This window comes from Streptomyces sp. NPDC050211 (assembly GCF_040656035.1).
Lineage (GTDB): Bacteria > Actinomycetota > Actinomycetes > Streptomycetales > Streptomycetaceae > Streptomyces.
The window spans coordinates 62,212-77,209 of the sequence record NZ_JBFALC010000050.1; the positions used below are offsets into that span (position 1 = coordinate 62,212).

Annotated in this window: 13 protein-coding genes; 1 reads left to right on the plus strand and 12 read right to left on the minus strand. The window is 70.4% G+C overall.

Translation table 11 applies throughout. The annotated features are described in order from the left end of the window. Positions 1-90: 90 nt before the first annotated feature. The 5 genes from AB0I98_RS35995 to AB0I98_RS36015 form a co-directional block, all read right to left on the minus strand. Positions 91-276, minus strand: coding sequence for a hypothetical protein (locus tag AB0I98_RS35995; protein ID WP_362949262.1), 186 nt, complete (start codon positions 274-276; stop codon positions 91-93). Between the two features lie 197 nt (positions 277-473). Beyond that, positions 474-1,067 carry a hypothetical protein gene (locus AB0I98_RS36000; protein WP_362949264.1) on the minus strand — a complete coding sequence of 198 codons (594 nt, stop codon included), beginning with the start codon at positions 1,065-1,067 and terminating at the stop codon, positions 474-476. 35 nt (positions 1,068-1,102) lie between these two features. Beyond that, a complete protein-coding gene (locus tag AB0I98_RS36005) occupies positions 1,103-1,675 on the minus strand; it encodes a GNAT family protein (protein ID WP_362949266.1) in 573 nt (190 codons plus the stop codon). After that, on the minus strand, positions 1,653-3,887 hold the full coding sequence (locus AB0I98_RS36010; RefSeq protein WP_362949268.1) for an MMPL family transporter: 2,235 nt from the start codon (positions 3,885-3,887) through the stop codon (positions 1,653-1,655). The genes AB0I98_RS36005 and AB0I98_RS36010 overlap by 23 nt, the downstream gene beginning before the upstream one ends. A 194-nt stretch (positions 3,888-4,081) precedes the next feature. Further along, complete coding sequence (locus tag AB0I98_RS36015) at positions 4,082-4,369, minus strand: hypothetical protein (protein ID WP_362949269.1); 288 nt, start codon at positions 4,367-4,369, stop codon at positions 4,082-4,084. A gap of 188 nt (positions 4,370-4,557) precedes the next feature. Here AB0I98_RS36015 and AB0I98_RS36020 point away from each other — a divergent pair, with 188 nt between their 5' ends. Further along, positions 4,558-5,370 carry a methyltransferase domain-containing protein gene (locus AB0I98_RS36020; protein ID WP_362949271.1) on the plus strand — a complete coding sequence of 271 codons (813 nt, stop codon included), beginning with the start codon at positions 4,558-4,560 and terminating at the stop codon, positions 5,368-5,370. A 67-nt stretch (positions 5,371-5,437) separates the two neighbouring features. On the opposite strand, the gene gatB is transcribed toward AB0I98_RS36020, so the two are convergent. The 7 genes from gatB to AB0I98_RS36055 all read right to left on the minus strand — a co-directional run bounded on the left by gatB (position 5,438) and on the right by AB0I98_RS36055 (position 14,910). Then, positions 5,438-6,952 carry an Asp-tRNA(Asn)/Glu-tRNA(Gln) amidotransferase subunit GatB gene (gene gatB, locus AB0I98_RS36025; protein ID WP_362949272.1) on the minus strand — a complete coding sequence of 505 codons (1,515 nt, stop codon included), beginning with the start codon at positions 6,950-6,952 and terminating at the stop codon, positions 5,438-5,440. Positions 6,953-6,967: 15 nt separating this feature from the next. Next, positions 6,968-7,207, minus strand: coding sequence for a hypothetical protein (locus AB0I98_RS36030; RefSeq protein ID WP_362949274.1), 240 nt, complete (start codon positions 7,205-7,207; stop codon positions 6,968-6,970). After that, entirely contained in the window at positions 7,204-8,703 is a 1,500-nt protein-coding gene (gene gatA / locus AB0I98_RS36035) for an Asp-tRNA(Asn)/Glu-tRNA(Gln) amidotransferase subunit GatA (RefSeq protein WP_362949275.1), read from the minus strand. The genes AB0I98_RS36030 and gatA overlap by 4 nt, the downstream gene beginning before the upstream one ends. Before the next feature lie 7 nt (positions 8,704-8,710). Beyond that, the gene (gene gatC / locus AB0I98_RS36040; RefSeq protein WP_007384860.1) at positions 8,711-9,007 is read right to left on the minus strand and encodes an Asp-tRNA(Asn)/Glu-tRNA(Gln) amidotransferase subunit GatC; all 297 of its coding nucleotides are present in this window, start codon (positions 9,005-9,007) and stop codon (positions 8,711-8,713) included. A gap of 180 nt (positions 9,008-9,187) precedes the next feature. Further along, positions 9,188-11,431, minus strand: a complete 2,244-nt coding sequence (locus AB0I98_RS36045) for a bifunctional diguanylate cyclase/phosphodiesterase (protein WP_362949277.1) — start codon at positions 11,429-11,431, stop codon at positions 9,188-9,190. Positions 11,432-11,700: 269 nt separating this feature from the next. Then, positions 11,701-13,893: an NAD-dependent DNA ligase LigA gene (gene ligA, locus AB0I98_RS36050; RefSeq protein WP_362949278.1), complete on the minus strand. Its 2,193-nt coding sequence runs from the start codon at positions 13,891-13,893 to the stop codon at positions 11,701-11,703. A 15-nt stretch (positions 13,894-13,908) separates the two neighbouring features. Beyond that, positions 13,909-14,910: a methionine synthase gene (locus AB0I98_RS36055; protein WP_362949280.1), complete on the minus strand. Its 1,002-nt coding sequence runs from the start codon at positions 14,908-14,910 to the stop codon at positions 13,909-13,911. Between the last annotated feature and the right edge of the window lie 88 nt (positions 14,911-14,998).

The following is a 14,998-nucleotide window of genomic DNA, read 5'->3' on the forward strand; positions in this document are numbered from 1 at the left end:
TGGTCGTCGGGTCAGTGGTGCGGGCCGGAGTGCGAGCGAGGGCCGTACCGCTGGTCGGTACGGCCCCTCCACCCCCGCCCTCCCCCGCGCTCATGCGACCCGGGCGAACCGGTGCCGGCGCGGGCGGTGCGTATGGCTGTCCGGCTCGGCGGTGCGCCGGGCCGCTTCGCGGCGGGCGGCGCGGCGAGCGCGGACGACCTCGCGGGCCAGCCGCTCCTGCTCTGCCTGGCGGATGAGCTCGGCGGAGCGGAGCTGCAGCATCTCGTACTCGTACATGGTGTCTCCCCTGGTGAACGTCGGTTTCGGGTCTCGCTCTCTGCGATGCCTCTACCTTCGTCTGCCAGGGGGGTCCGCCACATCGGGAGAGTTCCGCATCTTCGGCGGTGGGCGGGGCCTTAGACGTGCGTGAGGGGCCCCAGGAACTCCGTAAGGTGCTTACGGATGCCCTAAGACCCCTCAGGACCTGCGGTGGTTCAGCCGGCGGACGGCACTCCGAGCCAGACGCCGGTGTATTTGAGGACGGCCAGCAGCAGGCCGATGACGCCGAGCGAGACGCCCGCCCAGGAAACCGACTTGATCCAGACCGGCTGCGGCTTGCCCGGGACGCCGAACGCCGGCCGGGCGAGGACCGCGACGCCGACGAGCAGCGCGATCAGCGCGAAAGCCCCGGCCCACAGCGCGGTGGCCTCCCAGGCGTCGCCGTAGATCGCCTGGAGCTGTGCGGCGACGTTCGCGTTCGACGCGGCCTGCATCTCCAGATTGCCGGTGATCTCCTCGCGCGCCGAGGCCACCGTGCCGACCCAGCTGCCGGTCAGCGAGACCAGGCCGAGCGCGGCGGAGACGATGGCGCCGGCGCCCTGGCCCACTCCGGACGACTCCTTCACCTGGACCTCGGGCAGCTCGTCACCGTCCTCGTCCTCGGCGGACTCGATGTCGGACGGCTCGGCCGCGCCCTCGGCCTCGGTCCCGGTCGCTTCGTCGGCCTTGGTGACGTCCACCTTCTCCTCGTCGGTCGTGGCCTCGGTGCCCTTCTCGACACCGGTTTCGTCGTCTGTCTTGGTTCCCATGCTGCGCACCGTACGGATCCTGTCTGAGAAGTCTCTTAATGATCGCTGTCAGCGGCACGCGCGCGTGCTTCACGCCATTCGGGGGCGAGGATCGACCACACCTCCAGGTCGTGCCGTACGCCACGATAGGGGTGCGCCTCCCGCCGTGTACCGTCGCGGGTCATTCCGAGCCGCCGGGCCACGTTCAGGCTGGCCGTGTTGCCCGCGGCCGCCACCCATTCGATCCGGTGGATGCCGCGCTGCTCGACGGCGAAGTCGATGAGGACCCGCATCGCGCGCGTGACGAGCCCGCGGCCCGTGCCGGCGGGCTCCAGCCAGCAGCCGACCTCGCCGTTGCCGTGCTCGGCGTCGAAGTTCAGGAAGAGCACCCCGCCCACGAGCTTGCCGTCCAGCCAGATGCCGTGCAGGGAACCGGTGTCGGCGGCACGCATGTCGGCGTACCGCTGGAGCGTCTGCCGGGCGGACGGCACGTCCGTGGCCTTGGAGCCGAAGGGGACGTACTGGTTGATGAACTCCCGCCCGCGCTCCAGGTGGGCCAGGAACTCCTCGGCGTGCCAGGGCTCCAGGGGCCGCAGTTCAGCGTCGTCACCCAGGGATATCGCGTACATCCTGATCCCGCTCCTTCTCCAGCTGCTCCACGACGTCGACGCCGGCGAGCCTCTCATGGGCGGCGCGGGACTCGGGCGGCTCGATGCTGATGCGCGGGAGGTACTTCTCCAGCGGGCGCGGCAGCCACCAGTTGGCGCCGCCGAGCAGGTGCATGAGGGCGGGCACCAGCAACGTACGCAGGACGAAGGCGTCGAGGGCGACCGCGGCGGCCAGCGCGATGCCGAACATGGCGATCACGCGGTCGCCGCTGAGCACGAAGGCGAGGAAGACCGAGATCATGATGACGGCGGCGGAGTTGATCACCCGGCTGGTCTCTGCGAGGCCGATGCGGACGGCCCGCCGGTTGTCGCCGGTCTCCAGCCACTCCTCGTACATCCGGCTGACGAGGAAGACCTGGTAGTCCATGGAGAGGCCGAACAGCACCGACACCATGATGACCGGCAGGAACGGCTCGATCGGTCCCGCTCGCCCCAGCCCCAGCAGCTCGCTCCCCCACCCCCACTGGAAGATCGCGACGACCACACCGAACGCGGCGGCGACGGCGGCCACGTTCATCGCGGCGGCCTTCAGCGGGATGCCGACGGACCGGAAGGCGAGCAGGAGCAGCAGACACCCGAGGCCGACGACGACGCCCACGAACAGCGGCAGCTTGCCGACGATGACCTCGGCGAAGTCGTCGTAGGCCGCCGTCACCCCGCCGACGTGCACATCCAGCGAGGTGCCCGTCTCGGCACGCGGCAGCACCTCGGTGCGCAGCCGGTCGACGAGGGCGCTGGTCGTCTGCGACTGCGGCGAGGACTCCGGCACGACGGTCAGATACGCGGTGTGGCCGCCGGAGCTGTAGGTCACCGGCGTCACCGACGCGACGCCCTCGGTGGTGCGGAGGGTGGCGTCGAGGTTGTCGAGGGCGAGCTTGTCCTCGGCTCCGTCGACGGCGGTGACGAGGGTCAGCGGCCCGTTGACACCGGGTCCGAAACCGTCCGCGAGCAGGTCGTACGCCTGCCTGGTGGTCGTCGTCTCGGGGTTGTTGCCCTGGTCGGAGGTGCCCAGGCGGAGCCCGAGTGTGGGCAGGGCCAGCAGCGTGATCACGGCGAGGGCGACCGCGCCGAGCTTCTTGGGGTGCCGTTCCACGAAGGCCGACCAGCGGGCCGCGAACCCGGTCGGCAGCTCGGGCTCGGGACCGTGCTCGGCGAGCCTGCGGCGCTCACGGCGGCTGAGCGCCCGGGTGCCGATGAAGGACAGCAGGGCAGGCAGCAGGGTCACGGCGGCGGCGACCGTGAGGACCACCGTCAACGAGGCGGCGATCGCGACGCCGTTGAGGAAGTTCAGCCGCAGGATCAGCATGCCCAGCAGGGCGATGCACACCGTGGCGCCCGCGAAGACCACCGCACGTCCGGTCGTCGCGACGGCGCTCGTGACCGACTCGGTGACGGACAGCCCGCGTTTCAGGCCGCGGCGGTGCCGGGTCACGATGAACAGCGCGTAGTCGATGCCGACGCCCAGCCCGATGAGCATGCCGAGCATGGGCGCGAAGTCGGCCACGGTCATGACATGCCCGAGGAGAACGATCCCGGCGTACGCCGTGCCGACGCTCACCAGCGCGGTGGCGATGGGCAGCAGCGAGGCGGCGAGCGAGCCGAAGGCGAGGAACAGCACGACCGCGGCGACCGCCACCCCGACGATCTCCGCGAGGTGCCCGCCGGACGACTCGGTCAGCGCGATGGCACTGCCGCCCAGCTCCACCTGAAGCCCGTCGGACCGCGCGGACTCGGCGGTGTCGACGACGGCCTGCGCCTCGGACCTGTCGATGGACTCGGCCCGGTCGTCGAAGGTGACGGTCGCGTAGGCCGTACGTCCGTTGCCGCTGATCTGCGCCGCGCCCTGGCCGCCGTACGGGCTGATCACGGTGGCCACGCCGGGCAGTTCCGCGATCTCGTTCAGGGTGCGGGTCATGGTCTGTTCGACGTCGGCGGCGCGGACGGTGCCGGACGCGGTGTGCCAGACAACGGTGTCACTGTCACCGCCGAGCACGGGGAAGCCGTCCTGCAGCAGCTGGGTGGCCCGCCCGGACTCGGTGCCCGGGGCCTCGTAGTCGTTCGAGTACGCGGCGCCGGCGACGGCGGCGCCCGCGGTCACCCCGCCGAAGGCGAGGAGCCACAGCAGAACGGCGACGAGGCGGCGTTGGACACACCACCGTGCAAGGGCTGCCACGAACGTGCTCCCAGGGGTGACGATTTGTGGATCTTTGACCGGGAACAGTCGTTCAGAACGTGAACGGCCCGCAAAGAACGTATGAGCAATGCGGGGACCACTCTTGCAGGCGGAAGTGATCGTTTATCGCGTTCGTGGGCTTATTCACAGGAGTGGGAGACAGATCACAGGACAGTAACGGTCACTCTGTCACCTCAGTCGAACTGGTCGCCCAGCGCCATCACCATCGCCCCGATGATCAGCAGCCACAGCGCCCTTCGGGTACGCCCCCGGGACCCCAGGACCGACGCGAGCGCGCACACCAGCGCACCGAAGGCGTACGCCGCCGGAACGACCGTCGGCGCGGAGCCGCCGGCCCGGAGCGCCGACGCGGCCAGACCGGCGAGGGCGAGCAGCACCCCGGTCCCGGCCGCCGTCCAGCGGGCCCGTCGCACCTCCCGCTCGGACTCCTCGGGGGTCTCGGATTCACCGCTTCCGTTCATGGCGGGCGAGCGTAGCGCCTCCCGCTGAGAAACCGGGTGCGGGGCGCTGGACGCGGCTGTTAGCTTCCGAAGGTCCGCCCTAATCGCGGCACCTCGCCGCCGGCCGAAGCAGGTGCATTGTTTGAGCGTCCGACCGAGCTCCTCCGTATCCCTCTCCGCTTCCCAGGACTCAAGGAGCCCGTTCACCGATGCCAGACATCACCCCGCCGACGATGGGGCCCTCGGATGAGGACCTCACCCAGCGGCTGACCCACGCCCGCTACCCGCGCAGCAACAGCTACGACGCCCGCTGGGTCATCGAGAACCAGATGGGCCCGAACGCGCTGTGGCTGCTGGAGTGGCTGGCCCCCGCCCTCGGCCTGGACACCCTCCGCCCCTGCGCCCGTGTCCTCGATCTCGGCTGCGGCCGGGCCATGACCTCGGTCTTCCTGGCCAGGGAGTACGACACCCAGGTCACCGCCGCCGACCTGTGGATCGACCCCGACGACAACGCCCGGCGGATCGCCGAGGCCGGTTTCGCCGACCGTGTGCTGCCCATGCGCGTCGAGGCGCACGACCTGCCGTTCGCCGAGGGCAGCTTCGACGCGATCGTGAGCATCGACGCGTATCAGTACTTCGGCACGAATGATCTGTATCTGCCCACCCTGGCACGGCTGTTGAAGCCCGGCGGGCGGATCGGTGTCGTCGTGCCCGCACTGCGGGAGGAGCCGGAGGGCACCGAGCCTCCGGCGCATCTCAAGCCCTACTGGGAGCCCGACTTCTGGTGCTTCCACACCGCCGACTGGTGGCGACGGCACTGGACACGCTCTGGCGCCGTCGAGGTGGAGGCGGCCGACTGGCTGGACGACGGCTGGCGGGACTGGCTGCTGTGGTGCGACGTGATCGCCGAGGAGAGCCCCGAGGAGTTCCATCGCACGATGGCCCGCCGGGTCGGCGAGACGGTGCGGGTGGACGAGGGCCGCGCGCTGGGCTTCGTACGGCTCGTAGGGCGCCGCGCGTAGGTAACCGCAGTAGGTAAGGCAACGGCCCCGGAGGACCTGCCTCCGGGGCCGTACCACGCGTATGGGCTCAGCCCTCGCTGACGCCCAGCTTCTCCAGGATCAGCTCCTTGACGCGAGCCGCGTCCGCCTGCCCCCGGGTCGCCTTCATGACCGCGCCGACCAGGGCGCCGGCCGCGGCCACCTTGCCGCCGCGGATCTTGTCCGCGATGCCGGGGTTGCCGGCGATGGCGTCGTCGACGGCCTGGCCGAGCGCGCCCTCGTCGGAGACGACCTTCAGACCGCGCTTGTCGACGACCTCGTCCGGGGTGCCTTCGCCCGCGAGGACGCCCTCGATGACCTGGCGGGCCAGCTTGTCGTTCAGGTCGCCCTTCGAGACCAGCTCGGCGACCCGCGCGACCTGCACCGGCGTGATGGCCAGCTCGTCCAGCGAGGTGCCGGACTCGTTGGCGCTGCGCGCGAGTTCGCCCATCCACCACTTGCGGGCGGAGGCGGCGTCGGCACCGGCGTCGATCGTGGCGACGATCGCTTCCAGCGCACCGGCGTTGAGGATCGCCTGCATCTCGGTGGCCGAGATGCCCCACTCCTCGCGGAGCCGGTTGCGGCGCACCAGCGGCAGCTCGGGCAGCCCGGCGCGGATCTCCTCGACCCACTCGCGGGTCGGGGCGACCGGTACGAGGTCGGGCTCCGGGAAGTACCGGTAGTCCTCGGCCTCTTCCTTCACGCGGCCCGAGGTCGTCGACCCGGTGTCCTCGTGGAAGTGCCGGGTCTCCTGGATGATCGTGCCGCCGCCGCTGAGGACGGCCGCGTGCCGCTGGATCTCGTAGCGGGCCGCGCGCTCCACGGAACGCAGCGAGTTGACGTTCTTCGTCTCGCTGCGCGTGCCGAACTTCTCGGTGCCGTTCGGGCGCAGCGACAGGTTCACGTCGCAGCGCATCTGCCCCATCTCCATGCGGGCTTCCGACACACCGAGCGCCTTGATGAGTTCGCGCAGCTCACGGACGTACGCCTTCGCCACCTCGGGAGCGCGCTCGCCCGCACCCTCGATCGGCTTGGTGACGATCTCGATGAGCGGGATGCCGGCGCGGTTGTAGTCGAGGAGCGAGTGCGAGGCGCCGTGGATACGGCCCGTCGCGCCGCCGACGTGCAGCGACTTGCCGGTGTCCTCCTCCATGTGGGCGCGCTCGATCTCCACGCGGAAGGTCTCGCCGTCCTCCAACTGCACGTCGAGATAGCCGTTGAAGGCGATCGGCTCGTCGTACTGGGAGGTCTGGAAGTTCTTCGGCATGTCCGGATAGAAGTAGTTCTTCCGGGCGAAACGGCACCACTCGGCGATCTCGCAGTTCAGCGCGAGACCGATCTTGATCGCGGACTCGACGCCGGTCGCGTTGACGACCGGGAGCGCGCCGGGCATGCCGAGGCAGACCGGGCAGGTCTGGGTGTTCGGGTCCGCGCCGAGCGTGGTCGAACAGCCGCAGAACATCTTGGTCTTGGTGCCGAGTTCGACATGGACCTCGAGGCCCATGACGGGGTCGTACGACGCCAGCGCGTCCTCGTACGACACCAGGTCGGTCGTGGTGGTCACGGTGAAACTTCCCTCTCAGCCCAGCAGGACGTCGTCGTCGCCCAGCCGCTTCAGTTCGCGGTACAGGATGGCGAGGCCGGTGACGACCGCGACCGCGGAGACGGTGGCGTCGATCAGCCGCAGCGTGTCCTGCTCGGCGCGCGCCTTCTTGATCTGCTTGGCGACACCGATCGCGCCGAACGCGGTGGTGGCCATCGACAGGTACGTACCGGACTTGGACTTCTTGAAGTCCTTGGCCTTGGACAGCTTGCTCACAGCGACGGTGCCTCCTCCAGAAGCGGGTGCCCCCACTTTTCCACGAAGGCGGCCTCGACGGCTGCCCCCACCTTGTACAGGCGGTCGTCCTGCAGCGCCGGGGCGATGATCTGCAGGCCGACCGGGAGGTTGTCCTCCGGCGCGAGACCGCAGGGCAGCGACATGGCCGCGTTGCCCGCCAGGTTGGTCGGGATGGTGCACAGGTCCGCGAGGTACATCGCCATCGGGTCGTCGGCACGCTCGCCGATCGGGAAGGCGGTGGTCGGCGTGGTCGGCGAGACGATCACGTCGACCTGCTCGAAGGCCTTCTCGAAGTCGCGCGTGATGAGCGTACGGACCTTCTGGGCGCTGCCGTAGTACGCGTCGTAGTAGCCGCTCGACAGCGCGTACGTCCCCAGCATGATCCGGCGCTTCACCTCGGGACCGAAGCCCGCCTCACGGGTGAGCGAGGTGACCTCCTCGGCGGAGTGCGTGCCGTCGTCGCCGGTCCGCAGGCCGTAGCGCAGTCCGTCGAAACGGGCGAGGTTGGAGGAGCACTCGGAGGGCGCGATCAGGTAGTACGCCGAGAGCGCCAGGTCGAAGGACGGGCAGTCCAGCTCTACGATCTCGGCGCCCAGCTCCTTGAGCAGCGCCACTGACTCGTCGAAGCGCTGGATGACACCGGCCTGGTAGCCCTCACCGCGGAACTGCTTGACGACGCCGACGCGCATGCCTGCGACGCTGCCGTTGCGGGCGGCCTCGACGACCGGCGGGACCGGGGCGTCGATCGACGTGGAGTCCATCGGGTCGTGCCCGGCGATGACCTCGTGCAGCAGCGCCGCGTCCAGGACCGTACGGGCACAGGGCCCGCCCTGGTCGAGGGAGGACGAGAACGCGACCATGCCGTAGCGGGAGACCGCCCCGTACGTCGGCTTCACACCGACCGTGCCGGTGACGGAGGCCGGCTGGCGGATGGAGCCGCCGGTGTCGGTGCCGATGGCGAGGGGGGCCATGTGCGCGGCCAGCGCGGCAGAGGAACCGCCACCCGATCCGCCGGGGATCTTGGTGAGGTCCCAGGGGTTCCCGGTAGGCCCGTAGGCGCTGTTCTCGGTGCTCGACCCCATGGCGAACTCGTCCATGTTGGTCTTGCCGAGGATGACGACGTCGGCGGCCTTCAGCCGCTTGGTGAGCGTCGCGTCGTACGGCGGGATCCAGCCCTCGAGGATCTTCGAGCCGACGGTGGTCGGGATGCCCTGGGTGGTGAAGATGTCCTTCAGTGCGAGGGGGACGCCGGCGAGGGGCCCGAGCTTCTCGCCCTTGGCCCGCTTCTCGTCGACGGCGCGGGCCTGGGCCAGCGCGCCTTCGCGGTCGACATGCAGGAAGGCGTGCACCTTCTCGTCGACGGCCTCGATACGGGCCAGGTGGGCCTCGGTGACCTGCACCGCGGTGAGCTCACCGGAGGCGATCTTCGCGGCGGTCTCGGCGGCGGTGAGCTTGATGATGCTGTTGTCCGTCATGGTGGTGTTAGTCCTCCCCCAGGATCTGCGGCACCTTGAAACGCTGCTGCTCCTGGGCCGGGGCGCCGGAGAGCGCCTGCTCGGGGGTGAGCGACGGACGGACCTCGTCCGCCCGCATGACGTTCGTCAGCGGGAGCGGGTGCGAGGTCGGCGGTACGTCTTGGTCGGCGACCTCACTGACGCGTGCGACCGCGCCGATGATGTCGTCCAGCTGTCCCGCGAAGTGCTCGAGCTCTTCGGGCTTCAGCTCCAGACGCGCCAGCCGTGCGAGGTGGGCGACCTCCTCGCGCGTGATGCCAGGCATGCAGCGATCCTCTGGGGTGAGTGCGTGTGGTTTGGGGCCAATCCTATGGGGCGGGGGCCCATGCCAGTGAAACGGTTTCGACAGCGCCCCGTCAGGGGCGCGGGGAACTGCGCGACAAGCCACAACGAACCCGCAGCCGCCAACGACGAAAACCCCCACGGCGGCCCGGCGACAGAAAACCTAGTCGGCCGCAGGCAACGCCGCGCGTGGCCGCTGCCACCCCCGCGACCCCCGCGCCCGCAACCACGCCGTCGTCTCCTCCGCCGGCATGGCCGCCGCGACCAACCACCCCTGCACAGCGTCACAGCGCAGATCCCGCAGCCGCTCCCACGTCTCGTCGTCCTCGACGCCCTCCGCCACCACAAGCAGCCCCAGCGAGTGAGCGAGATCCACCGTGCACCGCACGATCTCCGCGTCCTCGGCATCGACGGCCAGCCGGGCGACGAAGGAACGGTCGATCTTCAGCTCGCTCACCGGCAGCCGCCGCAGATGCACCAGCGACGAGTACCCGGTGCCGAAGTCGTCCAGCGACATCTTCACGCCGTGCCCGGTCAGCCCGGCGAGGGTGTCGGCGGCCCGCTGCGGATCCTCCAGGAGCACATGCTCCGTTATCTCCAGCTGGAGCGAGCCCGCCGGGACGCCGTGCCGGGCGAGCCGCGCGGCCACCGAACCCGCGAACCCCGGGGTGTGAACATCGCGCGGGGACACGTTCACCGCGACCGGCACAAACAGCCCCTGCGCCCGCCACCGCGCGACCTGCGCAAGCGCCGTGTCCAGCACGTACTCCGTCAGATGCGGCATCAGCCCGGACGACTCGGCGATCGCTATGAACTCGTCCGGCGGCACCTTCCCGCGCTCGGGGTGCACCCAGCGGACCAGCGCCTCGAGACCGGCGACCTGTCCGTCGAAGCGGACCTTGGGCTGGTAGTGCAGCTCCACCTCGTGCGCGTCGAGCGCGCGCCGCAGATCGCCCAGCAGGCCAAGGCGGTCCGGGGTGTTGGAGTCCCGCTTGGACTCGTAGACCTCCACGCCCGTACGGTCCCGCTTCGCCTGGTACATCGCCACGTCCGCCCGGCGCAGCAGACCCTCCGCGTCGAGGGCGTGGTCGGGGAAGACGGCCACTCCGGCGCTGGCCTCCAGGACGAGGGTGAGTCCGTCGAGGTCGAGCGGTGAGCTGAGCGCGGCGACCAGGGCCCGGGCGATACGGGTCGCGGACGTGGTGGAGTCGGCGACCGGCAGTAATACGGCGAACTCGTCCCCGCCGAGCCGCGCGGCCTCCGCCCCGCGCGGCAGCGCCACCCGAAGCCGGTCGGCTATCTGCAACAGCAGCCGGTCACCGGCGAGATGACCGAGCGTGTCATTGACCGACCGGAAGCGGTCGAGGTCGATCAGCATCAGGGCGGACCGTGCGCCGATGCGCTCGGCGTCGTCCAGCGCGGTCCAGATGCGCTCGAGCAGCCACTGCCGGTTGGGCAGCCCGGTGAGCGGGTCGCGCAGCTGCTCCTCGGCGCGGGCCCGGGCTATCCACAGGGTGAAGTCCAGGGCGATGAGCGGGATCGAGAACAGCGGCAGCAGCACCGGCTTGGCCACGGCCACGACACACACCAGCGGTGCGATGCCGAGCAGCGCGACCGTGACCAGGCCCTGTCTGACCAGGGCGGTGCGGGCGACCGTGGGCAGGCCGCCGGTGCGCGGGGCGTGCAGATACCAGAGCAGGGTGCGGGTGACCGCGAGGTAGGCGACCGCGACGAGGATGACTTCGGGGGCGGTGTAGAAGGTCCAGGTGTCGGGGTTCCAGGGGGTCTCGACGGACGGCACCCGGCCGAACGCGGCCAGGACCAGGGCGCCGGCGCCGATGCCGAGGATGTCCACCGCGCCGTGCAGCAGGCCCTGGCGCCAGCGGTTGCGGCGGGCCACGCCGACCAGGACGACGACGGTGAGGCTGACCATTCCGGCGGGCACCCAGCCGTACAGCATCAGGACGGCGAGGGTGAGGGCGGCGCCGGAGCCGGTGCCGCCCCACCAGCGGGCGCGGCCGAGGGCGACCAGGTGGCCGACGATGATGCCGGTCAGCACGGCGAGCGACCAGCCGACGGCGCCGGACGGGAAGAGGGCGTGGTCCAGGGTGAACGCGCGGAAGAAGCCGCCGCCGAGGACGAATCCGGCCGCCGCCATGACGGCGGCGGGCAGTGCGGGCCAGGCTGTGTGCCGTTCCGCGTCGGTGTCCGCAAGTGCGCTCTGCGACCGGTCGGCGGTGAGCTGTGCGGTGTTCTTCGCGTCGGCCGCGGGACGCTGCCCGGCGGTGCGCTCCCCTGTGCCCGGACGCCCCCCGGACCGCCCGCCCCATCGGCTCGCCTGCCATGCGTCGGTGACCCGGCGCAGGCGCAGCCGCGAGTATGGGGCGGCGCTCTCGGTCGGTTCCATTCCCGTCCCTCTCACAGCCGGCGGTGCCCACGCCACGCGGCCCGGTGCCGGACATCCCTCAGCGGCGCCGCGTCAGAAAACCCTTCCCCTCGCCCGTCAAGGCCCTCTCTGAGCAAGGGGATGCCCCAACCGCAGCTGGGCACGGCAGGCGCACCCCTCAACAGTAGGCCGCAGAAGGCTTCCACGGGCAGCGGTCGTCGACGGTTGCCCGATTGCGCCCCGGCCACCCGTATGCATCTGGTATGCGCCGATCGGGTGGCCTTCAACCGCTACTCCTCTGCCGGGAGGGCGACTTCGGCGGCTGCGTCCGGCCCTTGTTCCAGCAGGACGTTGAATCCGTCCTCGTTCAGAACCGGCACCTTCAGCTGCATCGCCTTGTCGTACTTCGAACCAGGATTGTCACCCACAACGACGAAAGACGTCTTCTTCGAAACAGAACCGGTCACTTTGGCTCCCCGGACCTGAAGCGCTTCCTTGGCTCCGTCCCGGGTGAAGTGCTCGAGCGTTCCGGTGACGACGACGGTGAGTCCTTCCAGCGGACGCGGGCCCTCGTCCTCGCCGGCGCCCTCTTCCTCCATACGGACACCTGCCGCCCTCCACTTACGGATGATCTCTTGGTGCCATTCCTCGGCGAACCATTCCTTGAGGGAGGCGGCGATGATCGAGCCGACGCCGTCGGTGTTCGCCAGCTCCTCCTCCGTGGCCTGCTCGATGCGGTCGATCGAGCGGAAGTTGCGGGCCAGCGCCTCGGCGGCGACCGGCCCGACATGACGGATCGACAGGCCGGTGAGGATACGGGCGAGCGGGCGCTGCTTGGCCGCCGCGATGTTCTCCAGCATCGCGGTCGCGTTCTTCTTCGGCTCGCCCTGCTGGTTGGCGAAGACCGTGGCGATCTTCTCCTCGCCGGTCTTCGGATCGCGCTTGGGCAGACCGCTGTCCTGGTCGAGGACGTACGCCTTGATGGGCAGCAGCTGCTCGATGGTGAGGTCGAACAGGTCGCCCTCGTCGCCGAGCGGCGGCTCGGCGGGCTCCAGCGGCTTGGTGAGCGCGGCGGCGGCGACATAGCCGAAGTGCTCGACGTCCAGCGCCTTGCGGCCGGCGAGGTAGAACAGGCGCTCACGCAGCTGGGCGGGGCAGGTGCGGGCGTTCGGGCAGCGCAGGTCGACGTCGCCCTCCTTCATCGGCCGCAGTGCCGTACCGCACTCGGGGCACTCGGCCGGCATCTCGAACTCGCGCTCGCTGCCGTCCCGCAGGTCGGCGACCGGTCCGAGGATCTCCGGGATGACGTCACCGGCCTTGCGCAGCACCACCGTGTCACCGATGAGAACGCCCTTGGCCTTGACGACGTCCTGGTTGTGCAGGGTGGCGAACTCGACCTCCGAGCCCGCCACCGTCACCGGTTCGACCTGGGCGTACGGCGTGACCCGGCCCGTACGGCCCACGCCCACGCGGATGTTGATGAGCTTGGTGTTGACCTCTTCCGGCGCGTACTTGTACGCGATCGCCCAGCGCGGCGCACGGGAGGTGGAGCCGAGCCGGCCCTGGAGCGGGATCTCGTCGAGCTTGACGACCACGCCGTCGATCTCGTGCGCCACGGAGTGGCGGTTCTCGCCGTAGTGGGCGATGAACTCCCTTACGCCGTCCAGGCCGTCGACCACCTTGTTGTGCGTGGAGGTGGGCAGGCCCCAGGTCTTCAGCAGGTCGTACGCCTGGGAGAGGCGGGTGAGGCCGTCGAAGCCCTCCAGGGCGCCGATGCCGTGGACCACCATGTGGAGCGGCAGGGTGGCCGTGACCTTGGGGTCCTTCTGGCGCAGCGAACCCGAGGCGGAGTTGCGGGGGTTGGCGTACGGCTTCTCACCGGCGGCCACTCGGCGTGCGTTGAGGTCCTGGAAGGCCTCCATCGGGAAGTAGACCTCACCGCGGATCTCGACGAGCCGGGGGACGCGGTCTCCGCTCAGCCGGTGCGGGATCTCCGCGATCGTCTTGACGTTCGGCGTGATGTCCTCGCCGATCCGTCCGGTGCCGCGGGTGGCGGCGCGGGTGAGCCGGCCGTCCTCATAGGTCAGGTTCACCGCGAGGCCGTCGACCTTGAGCTCGCACAGCAGGTGGTAGTCGGGTGTGCCGACGTCCTTGGCGACGCGGTCGGCCCAGGCTGCGAGGCCCTCGTCGTCGAAGACGTTGTCGAGGGAGAGCATGCGTTCGCGGTGCTCGACCTCGGCGAGGTCGGTCTCGTACTCGACGGCGACCTTCTGGGTCGGCGAGTCCGGTGTCCGCAGCTCGGGATGCTCTTCCTCCAGCGCCTCCAGGGTGCGCATCAGCTGGTCGAACTCCGCGTCGCTGATGACGGGAGCGTCCTTCACGTAGTACCGGAAGCGGTGCTCCTCGATCTGCTCAGCGAGTTGCGCGTGCTGCTCCCGTGCCTCGGCGGGCACCGCCGTCTCCGCTTGCTTGTCGCCGGCCACCGTGTTGTCCTCCCGTTACTCTGGGTTGTCCGCGAGGGATCTCGCCGCCTGGACGCAGTGGGCGAGGGCCTTGCGTGCGTAGTCGGGGGAAGCCCCCGCGAGTCCGCACGACGGCGTGACCGTGACCGCCTCCGCGAGAAGCGCGGGAGACAGCCCCAGCCTGCGCCAGAGCGTCCTGACACCCATGACGCTACCGGCAGGGTCTGACAATGGGCCGTCCGTGCCCGGGACGACACCGGCGAAGAGCCGGGTGCCCCCTTCCACCGCTTCACCGATCGCGTCGTCATCACGCTCGGTGAGGAGGGAGAAGTCGAAGGAGATCGCGGTCATGCCCGCCCGGCGCAGCAGGGCGAACGGGACGTCCGGTGCGCACGAGTGCACCACGACCGGCCCGCCCGCGTGAACCCCGGCGACCTCGCGGAGCATGGCCTCGACGACCTGCCGGTCGACGGCCCGGTGGGTGCGGTATCCGCTGGCGGTCTTCACGTGGCCGCGCAGTACGGCGGTGAGGGAGGGTTCATCTAGCTGGAGGACGACTTGGGCGCCGGGTACGCGCCGCTGGACCTCCGCGAGATGCTCCCGCAGTCCCTCGGCGAGCGAGCCGGTGAGGTCGCGGCAGGCACCCGCGTCGGACAGTGCGGACTCGCCGTTCTTCAGCTCCAGTGCGGCGGCCAGCGTCCAGGGGCCGACGGCCTGTACCTTCAGCTGCCCTTCGTACCCCTGCGTGAACTCCTCCAGGGCGTCGAGGTCTTGGCCGAGCCAGGACCGGGCCCGCTTGGTGTCCCGCCCCGGCCGGTCCCCGATCCGCCAGCCGCTGGGCTCCACGCGCGCGTACACCTCGACGAGCAGCCCGGCGGTACGGCCGATCATGTCGGCGCCGGGGCCGCGGGCGGGCAGCTCCGGCAGGAACGGGAAGTCTTCGAAGCTCCCGGTGACGGTCTTGACGGCCTCGCGGGCGTCGGTGCCGGGCATGGAGCCGATGCCGGTGGCGGGGGCGAAGGTGGGATTTGCGTTCACGCGGTGAAGCCTACGTATGGTTTCGCCCCCGCCGCCCCTACCCGTCCCATCCCCCAGGGGCTCCGCCCCTTCAACCCCGCCAGGGGGC